This is a genomic window from Halomonas heilongjiangensis, assembly GCF_002879645.1.
GTDB classification, from domain to species: domain Bacteria; phylum Pseudomonadota; class Gammaproteobacteria; order Pseudomonadales; family Halomonadaceae; genus Halomonas; species Halomonas heilongjiangensis.
The window spans coordinates 1-16513 of sequence record NZ_PNRE01000061.1 but is presented as its reverse complement, the minus strand read 5'-3'; the positions used below and the strand labels follow the sequence as shown (position 1 = coordinate 16513).

The 16513-nt window shown below is 70.3% G+C and carries 16 protein-coding genes and 1 pseudogene; 13 read left to right on the top strand and 4 right to left on the bottom strand.

Features of this window, described 5'->3' with window-relative positions:
• Window positions 1–3: 3 nt before the first annotated feature.
• The gene (argJ, locus tag C1H66_RS13710; protein ID WP_102628446.1) at window positions 4–1233 is read left to right on the top strand and encodes a bifunctional glutamate N-acetyltransferase/amino-acid acetyltransferase ArgJ; all 1230 of its coding nucleotides are present in this window, start codon (window positions 4–6) and stop codon (window positions 1231–1233) included.
• An 84-nt stretch (window positions 1234–1317) separates the two neighbouring features.
• Window positions 1318–2265 carry a Nudix family hydrolase gene (locus C1H66_RS13705; RefSeq protein WP_102628445.1) on the top strand — a complete coding sequence of 316 codons (948 nt, stop codon included), beginning with the start codon at window positions 1318–1320 and terminating at the stop codon, window positions 2263–2265.
• Window positions 2266–2446: 181 nt separating this feature from the next.
• On the opposite strand, the gene C1H66_RS13700 is transcribed toward C1H66_RS13705, so the two are convergent.
• Together C1H66_RS13700 and C1H66_RS13695 are read right to left on the bottom strand one after the other, a co-directional pair.
• Complete coding sequence (locus C1H66_RS13700) at window positions 2447–3349, bottom strand: carbon-nitrogen hydrolase (RefSeq protein WP_102628444.1); 903 nt, start codon at window positions 3347–3349, stop codon at window positions 2447–2449.
• Complete coding sequence (locus tag C1H66_RS13695; RefSeq protein WP_102628443.1) at window positions 3346–4413, bottom strand: agmatine deiminase family protein; 1068 nt, start codon at window positions 4411–4413, stop codon at window positions 3346–3348. Before C1H66_RS13695 ends, C1H66_RS13700 begins: the two co-directional genes overlap by 4 nt.
• Window positions 4414–4566: 153 nt before the next feature.
• On the opposite strand from C1H66_RS13695, the gene C1H66_RS13690 reads away from it, so the two are divergent.
• Together C1H66_RS13690 and C1H66_RS13685 are read left to right on the top strand one after the other, a co-directional pair.
• On the top strand, window positions 4567–5808 hold the full coding sequence (locus C1H66_RS13690) for a lipoprotein-releasing ABC transporter permease subunit (protein WP_102628442.1): 1242 nt from the start codon (window positions 4567–4569) through the stop codon (window positions 5806–5808).
• Between the two features lie 49 nt (window positions 5809–5857).
• Window positions 5858–6571, top strand: coding sequence for an ABC transporter ATP-binding protein (locus C1H66_RS13685; RefSeq protein WP_102628441.1), 714 nt, complete (start codon window positions 5858–5860; stop codon window positions 6569–6571).
• Between the two features lie 96 nt (window positions 6572–6667).
• Here the strand turns inward: C1H66_RS13685 and C1H66_RS13680 are convergent, their stop codons facing one another.
• Complete coding sequence (locus tag C1H66_RS13680) at window positions 6668–7210, bottom strand: DUF2062 domain-containing protein (protein ID WP_102628440.1); 543 nt, start codon at window positions 7208–7210, stop codon at window positions 6668–6670.
• Window positions 7211–7349: 139 nt separating this feature from the next.
• Here C1H66_RS13680 and C1H66_RS13675 point away from each other — a divergent pair, with 139 nt between their 5' ends.
• From C1H66_RS13675 to murB, 9 genes are read left to right on the top strand one after another with little or no spacing between them, the layout of a single operon-like run.
• Complete coding sequence (locus C1H66_RS13675; RefSeq protein WP_102628439.1) at window positions 7350–9641, top strand: DNA internalization-related competence protein ComEC/Rec2; 2292 nt, start codon at window positions 7350–7352, stop codon at window positions 9639–9641.
• Window positions 9642–9676: 35 nt separating this feature from the next.
• On the top strand, window positions 9677–10375 hold the full coding sequence (locus C1H66_RS13670; RefSeq protein ID WP_181421933.1) for a MotA/TolQ/ExbB proton channel family protein: 699 nt from the start codon (window positions 9677–9679) through the stop codon (window positions 10373–10375).
• The gene (locus C1H66_RS13665; protein WP_102628438.1) at window positions 10372–10794 is read left to right on the top strand and encodes an ExbD/TolR family protein; all 423 of its coding nucleotides are present in this window, start codon (window positions 10372–10374) and stop codon (window positions 10792–10794) included. Before C1H66_RS13670 ends, C1H66_RS13665 begins: the two co-directional genes overlap by 4 nt.
• A complete protein-coding gene (gene msbA / locus C1H66_RS13660) occupies window positions 10791–12548 on the top strand; it encodes a lipid A export permease/ATP-binding protein MsbA (protein WP_240618322.1) in 1758 nt (585 codons plus the stop codon). The genes C1H66_RS13665 and msbA overlap by 4 nt, the downstream gene beginning before the upstream one ends.
• Complete coding sequence (gene lpxK, locus C1H66_RS13655; RefSeq protein ID WP_102628437.1) at window positions 12545–13576, top strand: tetraacyldisaccharide 4'-kinase; 1032 nt, start codon at window positions 12545–12547, stop codon at window positions 13574–13576. Before msbA ends, lpxK begins: the two co-directional genes overlap by 4 nt.
• Window positions 13577–13622: 46 nt before the next feature.
• Window positions 13623–13832: a Trm112 family protein gene (locus C1H66_RS13650; RefSeq protein ID WP_102628436.1), complete on the top strand. Its 210-nt coding sequence runs from the start codon at window positions 13623–13625 to the stop codon at window positions 13830–13832.
• Between the two features lie 13 nt (window positions 13833–13845).
• Window positions 13846–14628, top strand: a complete 783-nt coding sequence (gene kdsB / locus C1H66_RS13645) for a 3-deoxy-manno-octulosonate cytidylyltransferase (RefSeq protein WP_102628435.1) — start codon at window positions 13846–13848, stop codon at window positions 14626–14628.
• The gene (locus tag C1H66_RS13640) at window positions 14628–15104 is read left to right on the top strand and encodes a low molecular weight protein-tyrosine-phosphatase (protein ID WP_102628434.1); all 477 of its coding nucleotides are present in this window, start codon (window positions 14628–14630) and stop codon (window positions 15102–15104) included. Before kdsB ends, C1H66_RS13640 begins: the two co-directional genes overlap by 1 nt.
• Entirely contained in the window at window positions 15101–16129 is a 1029-nt protein-coding gene (gene murB, locus C1H66_RS13635; protein ID WP_102628433.1) for a UDP-N-acetylmuramate dehydrogenase, read from the top strand. The genes C1H66_RS13640 and murB overlap by 4 nt, the downstream gene beginning before the upstream one ends.
• Before the next feature lie 78 nt (window positions 16130–16207).
• Here the strand turns inward: murB and C1H66_RS13630 are convergent.
• Window positions 16208–16513: pseudogene (locus C1H66_RS13630) on the bottom strand (hypothetical protein); the annotation flags it as partial.

Here is a 16513-nt window from a genome sequence, read left to right as displayed (position 1 = left end):
ACCATGGCAGTGGGTGAAGCACGCTTTCCGGAGATGCCGGTGATCGAGGGCCTGCGCCTGGGGACGACCATGGCGGGCATCAAGAAGCCCGGCCGTCGTGACCTGGTGGTGATCGAGATCCCCGAGGGGGCCGAGGTCGCCGGGACGTTCACCCGGAACGCCTTCTGTGCCGCGCCGGTGATCGTGGCCAGGGAGCACCTGGCGACCTGCGTCGCCCGCGGCGAGGGGCCACGCTACCTGCTGATCAACACCGGCAACGCCAACGCCGGCACCGGCGAGGCCGGCCTGCACGATGCCCGCACCAGCTGTGCCGACCTGGCGCGACTGAGCGGGGTGGCCGAAGAGCGCGTGCTGCCGTTCTCCACCGGGGTGATCGGCGAACCGCTGCCGATGGACCGGCTGCTCGGCGGCCTGCCGGGGGCACTCGGAGCCCTCGACGAGGGGAGCGCGGCCTGGCGCGAGGCGGGCGAGGGCATCCTCACCACCGATACCCGCGCCAAGGGGGCCAGCGTGACCCTGGCACTGGGCGATAGTCGCGTGACCATCAACGGTATCAGCAAGGGCTCGGGCATGATCCAGCCCAACATGGCCACCATGCTGGCCTTCGTGGCCACCGATGCCGCCATCGAACAGCCGCTGCTGGAGTCGCTGCTGCGTGAGACCGTGGATCGCTCCTTCAACTGCATCACGGTGGACAGTGATACCTCCACCAACGATGCCTGCGTGCTGATCGCGACCGGCCGGGGGGCCGCCGTCGCCAGCGAGGAGCAGATCGCGGTGTTCCGCAACGGCCTGCAGCGGGTGATGACCGAGCTGGCCCAGGCGATCATCCGCGACGGCGAGGGAGCGACCAAGTTCGTCACCCTCCAGGTCGACTCGGCAGCGAGCCGGCGGGAGGCCCTGGGCGTGGCCTTCACCGTGGCCCATTCGCCCCTGGTCAAGACCGCCCTCTACGCCTCGGACGCCAACTGGGGACGGATCCTGGCCGCGGTGGGGCGAGCGCCGGTGGAGGACTTCGACGTGGCACGGGTGACCATCGACCTGGGCGAGGTCCGGCTGGTGGAGAACGGCGGCCGTGCCGCCGGCTATACCGAGGCAGCGGGCAGCGCCGTGATGGCCCGCGAGGAGATCGTCATCCGCATCGACCTGGGGCGCGGCGGGGAGAGCGCCACGGTCTGGACCTCGGACCTCTCCCATGACTACGTGACGATCAACGCCGACTACCGCAGCTGACCGGCAGCGATGGTGGGCCATCGCCAGACAAGAGACCTTTGCGCTTTGCCAGGCGCGAACCAGTTGGAAGAGTGAATGAACGCAATGGTGAAGAGAAGGGTGCACGTGGCGGCCGCCGCCATCATCAGCGCCGATGGTCGGGAGGTGCTGCTCGCCCGCCGGCCGTCCAACGTCGATCACGGTGGCCTGTGGGAGTTTCCGGGCGGCAAGCTGGCGCCCTACGAAACCGGGCTCGAGGGGCTCAAGCGGGAGCTGCACGAGGAACTGGGGGTGGAGATCCAGCGTGCCCAGCCGCTGATCCGCATCCACCACGAGTACTCCGACAAGCACATCCTGCTGGATGTGTGGCAGGTGCATGAGTTCTCCGGCGAGCCCTTCGGCCGCGAAGGGCAGGCGGTCCGCTGGGTACCCATGGCGGAGCTGGTCAACTACCCGTTCCCGGCGGCCAACCTGCCGATCCTCAAGGCGGTGATGTTGCCCACCGAGTACCTGATCACCGCCGAGGAGGAGGACGAGGTGCTCTTCCTCGCGCGCCTCGAGCGGGCGCTGGTCGAGGACGGGGTGCGCCTGGTGCAGCTGAGGGCCAAGACCCTGGACGAATCGGCCTACCTGGCCCGCGCCGAGCAGGCGCTGGCGCTGTGTCGCCGTTTCGAGGCACGACTGCTGCTCAACGGTGCTCCGGAGCTGCTGTCGCGGCTCGACGCCGACGGCATCCATCTGACCAGCGAACGGCTGATGTCACTGGAGCGCCGGCCCATCGCCGAGGGCAAGTGGCTCTCCGCCTCCACCCACGATCGTGGCCAACTGGTCCAGGCCGGCCGTCTCGGCTGCGACTTCGTGACCCTCTCGCCGCTGCGCACCACGCCGTCGCATCCGGAGGTGGCGCCGATGGGCTGGCACGACTTCCAGCAGCTCGTCGAGCGCGCCGCCATGCCGGTCTTCGCGCTGGGCGGCATGACCCGCTTCGACGCCAACCATGCCCGTGCGGTGGGCGCCCAGGGCATCGCCTCGATCCGCGATTTCTGGAAATAGAGTTTCAAGCCATAAGCTTGAAGCTGGAAGAAGCACACCCCCGTCGGCCGAGCCGGCGGGGGTGTCTTCACAAGCATTGATGAGAAATCAGCTGGTTGGGTCGACTCCGTGGCGGACAGCCAGCGCTGGGAGGCCCTATGGGGTCAGACCCCGGGGTAGCCGCGTGCCCGCAGCCTTCCGCCTAGTCCCGGTAGCGTCGTGTGAGATCGCCGTAGGCATCGATCCGGCGATCGCGGAGGTACGGCCACATGCGTCGCACCTCCTCGCCGCGGGTCATGTCCAGGGTCACCAGCAGCCGCTCGGCCTGCACGCCGGCATGGGCCAGCAGCTCCCCCTGGGGGCCGCAGATGAAGCTGCCGCCCCAGAAGTCGATGCCGGGGCTCACCCCGGAGTGGTCGGGCTCGTGGCCGACCCGGTTGGCGACGACCACCGGTAGCCCGTTGGCCACCCCGTGGCTGCGCTGGATCAGGGTCCAGGCGTCCTTCTGGCGGTGCTTCTCGGCGTCGTCGTCGGGCGGATGCCAGCCGATGGCGGTGGGGTAGAGCAACAGCTCGGCACCCGCCAGCGCCATCAGCCTGGCCGCCTCGGGGTACCACTGGTCCCAGCACACCAGCAGGCCGAGCCGACCCACCGAGGTATCGATGGGCGCAAAGCCCTGGCCGCGTGCGTCGTCGACATCGCCGGGGGTGAAGTAGAACTTCTCATAGAAGCCCGGATCGTCCGGAATGTGCATCTTGCGGTAGTGGCCCACTCGGCCGAGCTTGCGGTCGTAGACCGTGGCGGTGTTGTGGTAGAGCCCCGGGGCGCGGCGTTCGAACAGCGAGCCCACCAGCACGATATCGAGCTCGGCGGCAAGGGCCGCCAGCCGGCTGTCGGTGGGACCGTCCAGCGGCTCGGCCAGGTCGAAGAGCTCGGCGTCCTCGTACTGGCAGAAGTAGTGGGTGGCGTGGAGTTCCTGCAGCATCACCAGCTCGGCGCCGGCGGCGGCCAGTTCACGCACGCCGGCCTCGCTCTCGGCCAGGCTGCGCGCCTTGTCGGGCCAGGCGGGTTGCTGGACCAGGCCGACTTTCAGGTGGCGGGTCATGGGGTCTCTCCTCTGTCGCTGCCGTCGGGACGGGCCAGGGTCCCGGCCGGCAGCTGCATGGTCAGGCAGTGCAGGCTGCCGTGCTGGCGGATCACGCTCAGGCAGTCGATGGGCACGATGTCGCGATCGGGGAAGCCGCCGGCCAGGGCGGTCAGCGCCCGGGTGTCGGCGGCGTCGCCGTAGACCGGCACCAGCACGGCACCGTTGATGATCAGGAAGTTGGCATAGGTCGCGGGCAGTCGGTGGCCGTCCACCGGGTCGAAGCAGGGGCGCGGCCAGGGCAGCGGGATCAGCCGGTAGGGTTCGCCGTCGATGCGACGGAAGGCCTTCAGTTCGGCCTCCATGGCGGCCAGCGCCGGGTAGTGGGGGTCGCTCTCGTCGTCGCAGCGTACATAGGCGATGGTGCCGGGGTCGCAGAAGCGTGCCAGGGTGTCCACGTGGCTGTCGGTGTCGTCGCCCTCGAGATGGCCGTTGGACAGCCACAACACTCGAGAGATTCCGCAGTCCGCGTGCAGCCTGGCCTCCATGGCGGTGCGGTCGAGGGTCGGGTTGCGGTTGGGATTGAGCAGGCAGGCCTCGGTGGTCAGCAGCGTGCCCTGGCCATCGGTGTCGAGGGCGCCGCCCTCGAGCACCAGGTCGTGGCTGACCACCGGGCAGGCGAAGGCCCCGGCCTCGGCCAGGCGCCGTGTCAGGGTGTCGTCCCGGGTGGCTTCAAACTTGCCGCCCCAGCCGGTGAAGCGATAGTCGAGCAGTTGCGGTACCCCGTGACGCTCCACGGCGATCGGGCCATGGTCCCGGGCCCAGCTGTCGTCGGCCGCGGCGACCACCAGGTGCAGGCGCGAGGCATCCACGCCGAGGCGAGCGAAGCGCCGTTCGAGGTGGGTGCGGGTGGCGGCGTCGGGTAGGCTGATCAGCACGGCCTGGTAACGGGTGATGGCCACCACCATGGCTTCCAGGGTGGCCTCGATGCGCTCGAGCAGGGGCGCCCAGTCGCTGTCGGGACCGGGCCAGGTGAGTTGCACGGCATCCTGGGGATGCCATTCGGGAAGCAGGCGGACGGCCATGGGGCTGGGCTCTCGTCGAATGGATGATCACGGGGCCGGCGAAATGTAGGCGCAGTGCGAAAATGATGCAAGCACCGCGCAATCTCTTCTTGCCCCGATGCAGCGCGCTGCAAAAAACCGTACCATGAGCCCCCGCTGACAAGGAACGACACCATGCTCGACCGCCTGCCTTTCCTGATCGGGTTGCGCTATGTGCGCGCCAAGCGCCGCAACCACTTCATCTCCTTCATCTCGCTGACCTCCATGCTGGGCCTGATGCTGGGCGTGGCGGTGCTGATCCTGGTGCTCTCCGTGATGAACGGCTTCGATTACGAGCTACGCACCCGGATCCTCGGCATGGTGCCGCACACCAAGATCGAGTCGCCCTCGGGGCTCACCGAGTGGCGGTCGCTGGCCGAGCGGCTGATGGAACGCGAGCGGGTGATCGGCGCCGCGCCCTATGTGGAGCAACAGGGCATGTTCTCGGTGGGCGGTCGCAACGAGGGTGCCATGGTCAATGGCATCGATCCCGAGTGGGAGGATCGTGTCTCGATCATCGGCCGTCACATGCGCCAGGGCAGCCTCGAGGATCTCGAGCCCGGCGAGTGGAACATCGTGCTCGGCTCGATCCTGGCCCGGCGCCTGGGCGTGGGGGTGGGCGACCGGGTCACCCTGCTGGTGCCCGAGGCCTCGATCACTCCCGCCGGGGTCTTCCCGCGGCTCAAGCGCTTCAACGTGAGTGGCATCTTCAGCGTCGGTGCCGATCTCGATGCCGGCCTGGCCTACGCCAATATCGAGGACATGCAGACCCTGGCCCGGATGGGCGATGCCGTGGGCGGGCTGCGCCTGGAGCTGGACGATCTCTTCCTGGCCGGTAGCGAGACCCGCGCCATCATCGACGAGCTCGGCTCGGGCTACCGCGGCCTCGACTGGACCTTCTCCCACGGCAACCTCTTCCAGGCGATCCAGATGGAGAAGCGCATGATCGCGCTGCTGCTCACGGTGATCATCGCCGTGGCGGCCTTCAACATCGTCTCGACCCTGGTGATGGTGGTCACCGACAAGCATGCCGACATCGCCATCCTGCGCACCATCGGCGCGACACCGCGCTCGATCATGGGCATCTTCATCGTCCAGGGGCTGGCCATCGGCACGATCGGGATTCTCGTCGGGGTGGGGCTCGGCGTGCTGCTGGCGCTGACCATCGCGGATCTCATCGGTTGGGTCGAATCGACGCTGGGCATCCAGTTCCTCGATGCCGGGGTCTACTTCATCAGCGACCTGCCGTCCCGACTCCACTGGGCCGACGTGCGCGACATCGTCGCCGCCGCCCTGGTCCTGACCTTCCTGTCGACCCTCTATCCCGCCTGGCGCGCGGCCCGGGTCCAGCCGGCCGAGGTGCTGCGCTATGAATGAGTCGAGCCTCCACCCGCGTACCCATCAGGACCCGAACAAGGAGACACCGATGCCCGCCGCGCCGAGCGCTGCCTCCGCCCAGCCGATGCTGGAGTGCCACGACCTGACCCGGGTCTACCGGGAGGGCCCCCAGGACGTCACCGTGCTCGATGGCCTGGAGCTGCGGGTCCACGCCGGCGAGCGGGTGGCCATCGTCGGCAGCTCCGGCTCCGGCAAGACCACGCTGCTCAACCTGCTGGGCGGGCTCGATAGCCCCAGCCGGGGCGAGGTGCACATCGCCGGCGAGTCGCTGCACAACCTCGGCGACGCGGCCCTGGGGCGCTTCCGCAACCAGCGCATCGGCTTCGTCTACCAGTTCCACCACCTGCTGGCGGAATTCACGGCGCTGGAGAACGCCGCCCTGCCGCTGATCGTCCGGGGGCAGCGCAAGAAGGCCGCCGAGGCCCGGGCCCTGGAGATCCTCGCTCGGGTGGGCATGGCGGCGCGTGCCGATCACAAGCCGGGCGAGCTCTCCGGCGGCGAACGCCAGCGGGTCGCCATCGCCCGGGCGTTGGTCACCGACCCGAGCCTGGTGCTGATGGACGAGCCCACCGGCAACCTGGACCAGACCACGGCGGCGAGCATCCTGGCGTTGATGGACGAGCTGGCGCGTACCTCCGCCTGCGCCTTCGTGGTGGTGACCCACGACCCGGCACTGGCGGCCCACCAGGATCGCGTGCTCAGGCTCGATGGCGGGCGTCTCACCGAAGAGTCCCGAGCCTGAGTCACTCGTTGCGGTTCGTCAGATGCATCGCGGCCGGCGCCATGGCGCCGGCCGCGGTGGTTTCGGCGGTTGGCAGTAACGCCTCGCTGGCCCGGGTCAGGGGTCCTGCTCATGGCAACGGCGCCTGTGCCGGCGCCGGGAACGCTGCTTCCAGCTGCGCGAGACCTGCCAGCGCCAGATGAGACGAATCGTCACGTTGCCGAGAATGGCGATGACGAGCGCCGAGACCACCGAGCCCACCGCCAACGCGGGCAGGATGTCGGCCATCTGTTCGGCGACCCAGCGCGTCGACAGCCGGCTCGGGGCCTGCCGGGCCGGGATATCCATCAGCCAGGCGCCGAGGCGATAGTTGCCGTAGAAGATCAGCGGCATGGTCAGCGGGTTGGTGATCCAGACCAGCCCCACCGACAGCGGCAGGTTGCAGCGTGTCAGCCAGGCCCCGAAGGCGGCCACCACCATCTGGAAAGGGATCGGCAGCATGGCGCTGAACAGGCCTACGGAGAAGGCGTTGGCGACGCTGCGTCGCGACAGTACCCACAGCGAGGGGTTGCCGATCAGGTGGCTCATGAAGCGCAGCGAGCGCTGACGCCTGAGCGTGTCGGGGTGGGGCATGTAGCGCTGCAGGAATCGGCGCGGCATGTCGTCGGGCTCGCTGCTTCGGGACCCGAGCTATTATCCATACAAGCCAGGAGTCTCGCCATGCCGGCCACCCAACGGTTGCCTGGCAGGGCGCTGCCGTCATCCGCTCTCCGGCGGCAGTCGACGCAGGAGCAAGGGAATGCCGTTTGGACTCGCCATCCCCCTGGCGCTCGCCGCGCTCGGCGGCGTGCTGCTGGGGCACCATGCGCCGCCGGGCCTGATCGAGGCGCTGGGCCTGGCGCTGCTGCTGGCCGTGAGCCGTCGCCGCCTGGCCGTGCTGCTGCCGGTGGTGGCGATGACCGGTGTCGCCATCGCCCTGCTGCTGGCGCGGGGCGCCGAGCTGCCGGCCGGCCTGACCCGCGAGGACCTCGCCGTGGAGGCCCGGGTGGTCTCGGTGGCCCGGGAGGGGCGGTTGACACGGCTGGTGGTCGCCGTCGAGGCCTGCCGCCCCGTCGCCGACGGTCGGCTGCCCTGTGACGACCTTCGCCGGCTGCGGCTCAGCGCCTTCGCCGCACCGGCGTTCCGGCCCGGCGAGCGCTGGGCCTTCACGGTGCGCCTGCGGCCCCCGTCTGGCCTCGCCAATCCCCATACCTTCGATTACCGCGGCTGGCTGTGGCGCGAGGGCATCCAGGCCACCGGTTATGTGCGCGGTGAGCCGGCCGCCCGTCGGCTCGAGGCGGCAGGACCCTCGCTGCGGCGCCGGGCACTGGCACATCTCGATGCCCGGGCGCTGGACGCCCGGGCGTCGCGCTGGCTGGCGGCCCTGAGCCTGGGGGCCGGCGAGCGACTGCAGCAGGCGGACTGGGAACTGCTCAATGCCAGCGGCACCACCCACCTGATGGTGATCTCGGGGCTGCATGTCGGGCTGGTGGCGGCCTTCGTCCTGCTGATGGCACGTGGCGTGGCTCGCCTGGCCACGCCGGGGCACTGGCGGCTGGCCGTCTGGCCCTGGTGGCTGGCCGGGGGCGCGGCGATCGGTTATGCCTGGGTGGCCGGGCTCGAGCCGCCGGCCCTGCGGGCCATGGTGATGACCCTGGTGGGGCTCTGGGTGGCCAGTGGCCGCCATGCGCCCGGCCCCTGGCAGGCCTGGTGGCTGGCACTGGGACTGGTGCTGCTGCTGGATCCCCGCTCGGCCTGGCGCCCCGGGCTGTGGTTGTCGTTCGCCGCCGTGGCGCTGCTGATCCTGATCTGGCAGGGGCGGCCCCGGCCACGGGGCGTGCGTGGCTGGCTAGGGGCGCTGATCCGTACCCAGCTGTTGCTGGCGCCGCTGATGGCGGCCGCCGTGCTGCTGGCCTTCGCCCGCCTGGCCCCGGCCGCACCGCTGGTCAACCTGGTCGCCGTGCCGCTGGTCAGCAGCCTGTTGGTGCCCCTCGGGCTGCTCGGCTGGCTGCTGGCCTGGCTGCCGCCGCTCTCGCGCCTCTGCTGGCGGCTCTTCGAACACCTGGTCGAGGGGCTCGTGTGGCTGCTCGAGCTGGCGGTGACCTGGCTGCCGCTGTGGGTGCCCGGCCCGGAGCTGGTGACGCCGCTGGCCCTGGCCCTGGCAGTGGTGACGCTGCTCTGGGCGTTGCCCGGTCTGGCCCGGTCGCTGCGACTGGTGGCGAGCCTGCTGCTCGCCCTGGTGCCGCTGACCCCGTCGTTCGAGTCGTCGTTGCCGGGCCAGCTGCGGGTCCGGGTGCACGACGTGGGGCAGGGCCAACTCGTCGAGCTGCGCACCGCCGGCTATCGGGCACTCTATGATGCCGGGCCGCGGTTCGCTTCGGGCTTCGCGCCGCTGGCCTCGCTGTGGCCGCCGGGTCAGCGCTTCGATGACGTCATCGTCAGCCACGACGACCTCGACCATGCCGGTGGCGTGCCGCTGCTGGCGGATGAGCATCAGGTGGTGCGCTTCATCGCTCCCCCCGGGGAGAGGGTCGGCGTGCCCGTCGCCCCCTGCCGGGCGGGTGATGCCTGGGAGCGCGATGGGGTGCGCTTCCGCTTCCTGTGGCCCCCTCACGAGACCGGCGAGCTCTCCAGCAACGACCGCTCCTGTGTCCTCGAGGTCACGGCCGGCGATCATCGCCTGCTGATCACCGGTGACGTCGGACGCGAGGTGGAGCGGGCCCTGCTGCTCGAGACCCGCACGCCGGTGACGGTGCTGGTCGCCGGCCACCATGGCAGCCGCACCAGTTCCGGCCCCCAGTTGGTGCAGAGCCTGTCGCCGCGCCATGTGATCTTCAGTGCCGGGCGTGACAACCCCTTCGGTCACCCCCATGACGAGGTGGTCCGTCGCTTTCGCCGCGTCGGCAGTTGCCCGTGGAGTACCGCCCACGACGGCGCCGTGACCCTCTGGCTGGGCGAGGCCGTCATCGGTGACGTGGTGAGCGAGCGCCCGGCGGCCTGGCGGCGCAGCGGTGTCGGAGGCGACTGCCTTGCGTTAGAATCGCCCGAATGACGGGTGTGTGCTTCCAGGGCACTTGGGGGAACGGCATGGACATGATGGAGGCCCTGATCGCCGGGGGCTGGCTGATGCTGCCGTTGCTCGGCTGCTCCCTGCTGGCCACGGTGATCATCATCGAGCGGTTGTGGACGCTGCGGGCGAGTCGTATCGCACCGCTGGGGCTGGGGCAGGAGGTCTGTTCGCTGGTGGCCCGCGGCCAGGTCAATCTCTACTGGCTGGAGAGCCACTCGCCGCTGGGCGGGGTGCTGGCCGCGGGGCTGCGTAACGCGCGTCTCGGTCACGAGCAGGTACGGTCGAGGCTGCAGGAGGCCGCCACCGCGGTGATCCACGACATGGAGCGCTTCCTGAGCCCGCTCGGCACCATCGCCGCGATCACCCCGCTGATCGGCCTGCTGGGGACCGTGGTGGGCATGATCGAGGTGTTCTCGGTGATCGTCGCCGGGGATGGCGCCAGCCGCACCGCCGACCTGGCGGGGGGGATTTCCCGGGCCCTGGTCACCACCGCGGCGGGCCTCACGGTGGCGATTCCGGCGCTGATGTTCCACCGCTACTTCCAGCGCCGGGTCGAGGACATCACCGTGCGCATGGAGGAGCAGGCCGGCCAGGTGGTGGAGTTCCTCGCCCATTACCCCGGCGAATTGACCCTGGCCGAGCGCCATGAGGGCGAGCGGGATGGCGAACGCCTGGAAGCCGACGGGCGCATCGCCCCGAGGGTGAAGCCGTCGTGAGGTTCCCGCGCACCCGGCGCGATCCGGTGGAGGTGAATCTCACGCCACTGATCGACGTGGTCTTCCTGCTGTTGATCTTCTTCATGGTCTCGACCACCTTCGAGACCCGCCAGGCGCTCGAGCTGGAGCTGCCCGAAAGCGTCAGCGGCGTGGCGGCCGAGGTCTCGCCGGTGACCCTGGTGGTCACGGCGGCGGGCGATTATCGCCTCGGCGACCGGGAGCTCTCTGCCGCGGGGCTGGGCGAGGCCCTGGCCGGCGAGGCCGAGCAGGCCCGCCGCCACGGCCTGGTGTTGGAGGCCGATGGCCGGGCCAGCCACGCCTCGGTGGTCCGGGCCCTGGACCAGGCCGGTGGCCTCGGCATCCGCCAGGTGCGCATCGCCACCACCGAGGTTTCATCCACACAAGCGGAGACACCGTGATTCTCTACGGGACCCAATATTCGGGCTGGACCCTCTACAAGCAGCTGCTCGGCTACGTCAGGCCGCACTGGCGCTCCTTCCTGCTGGCGATCGTCGGCTATGTCATCTATGCCGCTTCCAGCACCGCCCTGGCGGAGATGATGAAACGGCTGATCGACGGCATCCAGGATCCGGACGCCGCCTTCCGACTGTTCCTGCCGCTGTTCGTGGTGGGCATGTTCGCCGCCCGTGGTCTCGGCACCTTTCTCGGGACCTATTTCATGAGCAACGTGGCGCGCAACATCGTGCATGCGCTGCGCTGCAACGTCTTCAACCACATGCTGCATCTCCCCGGGCGCTTCTTCGACACCCATTCCAGTGGCCACCTGATCTCCCGGGTCACCTACCATGTCGAGCAGGTCACTGGGGCGGCCACCAAGGCGATCACCATCCTGCTGCGCGAAGGCCTCTTCGTCATCGGCCTGATCCTCTACCTGCTGTGGACCAACTGGATGCTGACCCTGCTGTTCCTGGCGGTGACGCCGCTGATCGGCGGGGTGGTCAGCTACGCCAGCAAGCGCTTCCGGCGCATCTCGAGTCGCATCCAGGCCTCCATGGGCGATGTCACCCATGTCGCCTCCGAAGCACTCTCCGGCTACCGGGTGGTCCGTACCCATGGCGCGGAGGCCTTCGAGAAGGCGCGTTTCGCCGCGGCCAGCGAGTACAACCGCCAGCAGAGCATGAAGGAGGCGCTGACCAAGGCGATCAGTACCCCCGTGATCCAGCTGCTGGTGGCTCTGTCGCTGGCGATACTGGTGTGGCTGGCCCTGGCGCCTGGCCTGATGGCCGACATGACCCCCGGCGAGTTCGTCGCCTTCGTCACCGCGGCTGCGCTGATGGCCAAGCCGGTGCGCCAGCTCACCGAGATCAACAGCGAGATCCAGAAGGGCATCGCCGCCGCCAGCGAGCTGTTCGGCCTGCTCGACGAGCCGCTCGAGCGGGACGAAGGCGAGCACGAGCCCGGCCGCCTCGAGGGGCACGTGGCCTTCGAAGGCGTGCGTTTCGCCTACGGGGAGGGCCAGCCCGAGGTCCTCAAGGGGATCGATCTCGAGGTGGCACCCGGCGAGATGGTGGCCATCGTCGGCCGCTCCGGCAGCGGCAAGTCGACCCTGGTCGGCCTGCTGCCGCGCTTCTACCGGCCGACCGCCGGGCGGGTGATGGTCGACGGGATCCCCCTCGACGAGTACCGGCTGACGCCGCTGCGCCGCCAGATCGCCCTGGTCTCGCAGCAGGTGACCCTGTTCAATGCCAGCATCGCCGACAACATTGCCTACGGCGTACCCGACGCCGACCCGGCGGCCATCGAGGCCGCCGCCCGGGCCGCCCATGCCCACGAGTTCATCGAGCGCCTGCCCGGCGGCTATGCCACCGTGGTGGGCGACAACGGCGTGATGCTCTCGGGCGGCCAGCGTCAGCGCCTGGCCATCGCCCGGGCGATCTTCAAGGACGCGCCGCTGCTGATCCTCGACGAAGCCACCTCGGCGCTGGACACCGAATCCGAGCGCCATATCCAGGCGGCACTGGAGGAGGTGTGCCGGGGGCGTACCACCTTCGTCATCGCGCACCGGCTGTCGACCATCGAGCGTGCCGATCGCATCCTGGTGATGGAACAGGGCGAGATCGTCGAGCAGGGCAGTCACGCCGCGTTGCTGGCCCGTGAGGGGGCCTACGCGGCCCTGCACCGGCTGCAGTTCCAGGAGGCCTCATCGGCATGAGCCTGGAACGGCGCTGGCTCGAGGCGGCCTACCGGGGCGATGCCTGGCTTCTTGCGCTGCGCCCCCTGGAGGCCCTGTACCGCCGTGCGGTGGCCCGTCGCGCCGCGGCCTACGCCACCGGCAGCAAGCCCGTGTGGCGGGCGCCGGTACCGGTGATCGTGGTCGGCAACATCACCCTGGGGGGGACCGGCAAGTCGCCGCTGGTCGCCTGGCTGGCGCATTTCCTTGCCGTGCGCGGCTGGCGCCCGGGCATCGTCTCCCGGGGCTATGGCGGCCGGGCGGGCCGCTACCCGCTGCGGGTGGAAGAGACGACCCTCGTGGCCGAGTGCGGCGACGAACCGCGCATGCTGTTCGACCAGACGGGGCTGCCGCTGGTGGTGGACCCGGACCGTCCGCGGGGGGCCGGGCGGTTGGTCGAGGCGGGATGCGATATCCTGATCAGTGACGATGGTCTGCAGCACCTGGCGCTGGGCCGCGACCTGGAGCTGGTGGTGGTCGATGGCCAGCGGGGGGTCGGCAACGGCCGCTGCCTGCCGGCGGGGCCGCTGCGCGAGCCGCTGTCGCGCCTCGAGGGCGTCGATGCCGTGGTGATCAATGGGGACCCCGCCTTCACGCCGCCCGAGGGCGCCCACGGCATGGCGCTGGTGCCTGCCGGCTGGCGCCACCTGGCGAGCGGTGAGCGCCGCCCGGTGGCGCCGCTGCCCTTCGCCGGGCCGGTGCATGCCGTCGCCGGCATCGGCCATCCGGGGCGCTTCCTCGCCACCCTGGAAGGGCTTGGGGTCGAGGCGACGCTCCATCCCTTCGCCGATCACCACGACTTCCGTGGCGAGGATCTGGCGTTCGATGACGGTCGCCCGGTGGTGATGACCGCCAAGGATGCGATCAAGTGCCGTGGACTGGCGCCGCCCGATAGCTGGGTGCTGGAGGTGGAGGCGCGACCCGATGCCGGCTTCGTGGCCTGGTTCGAGGCGAGGCTGAAGGCGTTTGGACCGCCCCCGGGAGGATCCCGGGGCGAAGCAGGTCGTTGATCCCGGGGCACACGACTCGGGACAATCCAAGCAAGAGGTGCGAGAGATGGACAAGGAACTGCTGGCCATGCTGGTCTGCCCGCTGTGCAAGGGCAAGCTCAAGTATCACCGGGAGGCCCAGGAGCTGCATTGCCTGTTCGATGGCCTGGCCTACCCGGTGCGCGACGGCATCCCGGTGATGCTGCCCGAGGAGGCACGGGCCCTGGACGTCGACGAGAAGCTGCATGACTCCCCCGGACGCACCGGTGAGCCGTGAAGGGAGACTTGGCATGAAGGAGTTCATTGCGGTGATCCCGGCCCGGCATGCCTCGTCGCGCCTGCCGGGCAAGCCCCTCGCCGATATCAACGGCATGCCCATGGTGGCCCACGTGTGGCGGCGTGCCTGCGAGAGCGCGGCCGTTCGAGTCGTGGTGGCCACCGATGACGAGCGCATCCGCGAGGCACTGGTGCCGTTCGAGGCCGAGGTGCTGATGACGCGGGCCGATCACCCCTCGGGCACCGATCGCCTCGCCGAGGTTGCCGAGCGGCTGGGCCTCGCCGACGACGCGGTGCTGGTCAATGTCCAGGGTGACGAGCCGCTGATTCCCGCGGCGCTGATCGACCAGGTGGCCGCCCGGCTGTTCGACGACCCGGGGGCGTCCATCGCCACCCTGGCCGAGCCGATCACCGAGGTCGAGGCGCTGTTCAACCCCAATGTGGTGAAGGTGGTGCGTGCACTCTCCGGGCGGGCGCTCTACTTCTCCCGGGCTCCCATCCCCTGGGACCGTGAGGCCTTCGCCACGCGGCCCGAGCTGCTCGAGACCGACGCCTGGCTGCGCCATATCGGCCTCTATGCCTATCGCGCGGGCTTCCTCGCCGACTACCGCGACTGGCCGCCGTCCCCGCTGGAGCGTCTCGAGCAGCTCGAACAGCTGCGCGCCCTGCACCATGGGCACGCCATCCAGGTGGCGTTGGCCCGGGTGCCGCACCCGGCCGGGGTGGATACCGCCGAGGACCTGGCGCGGGTCCGTGCGCTGATGCGGGCCGGCGCCGAGAGCGAGGGAGATCGATGATGCGGGTGCTGTTCGTCTGCCTGGGCAATATCTGCCGTTCGCCCACCGCCGAGGGGGTGTTCCGCCGCCGGCTCGAGGAGCGTGGACTGGCCGGCCGGGTGGAGGTGGATTCCTGCGGCATCGGCGCCTGGCATGTGGGCAAGGCACCGGACCCACGGGCCATGGAGGCGGCGGCCCGGCGCGGCGTCGATCTCTCGGCCTTGCGGGCGCGTCAGCTCGCCGACGGCGACTTCGCCCGCTTCGACTACCTGCTGGCCATGGATCACGACAACCTGGCCGCCATCGAGGCTCGGCGCCCCGCCGAGTGCGAGGCCCATGTCGGGCTCTTCCTGGCGTTCGCCGGGTACCACGGCCGGGCGGTGCCGGATCCCTACTTCGGTGGAGAGAGTGGCTTCGAGGAGGTGCTGGACCTGGTCGAGGCGGCCGCGGGCGGATTGATCGCGGAGCTCGAGGCCCGGCTGGAGCCGTCATCTTGAGCCCGAGGCTGCTTGCCGAGCACGACCTCGGCCGGGCCAATACCCTGGGCCTGCCCTGCGTGGCGGAACGCTTCATCGCTCCCCGAGATGAGCGGCAACTGTGTGAGGCCCTGGCGCTGGCCGAGCGGGAGGGCTGGCCGTTGACGCTGCTGGGCGGCGGCAGCAACCTGATCCTGCCCGAGCGGCTCCCGGGGCTGGTGGTGCAGCCGGCAATGGCCGACTGGTGGCTGGAGGAGCGGGGGGACGAGGTCCTGGTGCATGCGGAGGCCGGTGTGGTCTGGCATGAGCTGGTGATGGCCCTGGTCCAGCGCGGCCTGTGGGGGATCGAGAACCTGGCGCTGATCCCCGGGCATTGCGGTGCCGCGCCGATCCAGAACATCGGCGCCTACGGCGTGGAGCTTGGCGAGATGCTCGAGGCGGTGCACCTCGTCCGCCTCGACGACGGCCGCGAGGCGGTGATGACGGCCGCCGACTGCGCCTTCGGCTACCGCGACAGCGTCTTCAAGGGCGCCCTGGATGGCCGGGTGGCGATCACCCGGCTGGTGCTGCGGCTGTCGCGCACGCCGCGACCCCGGCTCGGCTACGGCGATCTGGCGACGCGCGTCGGCTCCGAGCCGACGCCGCTGGCGGTGGCCGAGGCGGTCTGCGCGATACGCCGCGAGAAGCTGCCCGACCCCCTGACGCTGGCCAACGCCGGCAGCTTCTTCAAGAATCCGCTGGTGGATGCCGGGACGGCTCGACGATTGCTGGCCGGCCACCCCGGGCTACCGCACTTTCCCCAGCCCGACGGCCGGGTGAAGCTGGCCGCCGGCTGGCTGATCGACCGCTGCGGGCTCAAGGGCTGGTGCCGGGGGCATTTCGGCGTCCACCGGCGCCAGGCCCTGGTGCTGGTGCACTTCGGCGGGGGGGGCGCGGCCGAGTTGCTGGACTTCGCCGACGCCGTGGCGGGCCAGGTCAGCGAGCGCTTCGGCGTCGCCCTGGAACGGGAACCACGCCTGGCCGGGAAGGGCGGCACGCTGGCCTGAGGCCCGGCGAGACGAAAGGCCTAACGACGACGCCCGCGCATCTGCGCGGGCGTCGTCGTTGGGAAGGCGGGCAGGGGATTATCCCTGCTTGCTTTCCCTGGCCTTGGCCTCCTGCTCACGACGGCGGATCTCCCGCGGGTCGTTGTGAGCACGACGGCGACGGCGGCTGGAGGGCTGTGACGACTCCGCCTCGGCGGCCTGTTCGGCTTCCGGCTTGGGCGTCTCGGCCTTCTCGGTCGGCTTGGCCTCGGGCTTGGCGGCCGGCTGCCTGGGCGCTTCGGCCTGCTCACTCGGCTTGGCCTCGGGCTTGGCGGCCGGCTGCTGGGGCGCTTCGGCCTGCTCGCTCGGCTTGGCCTCGGGCTTGGCGGCCGGCTGCCTGGGCGC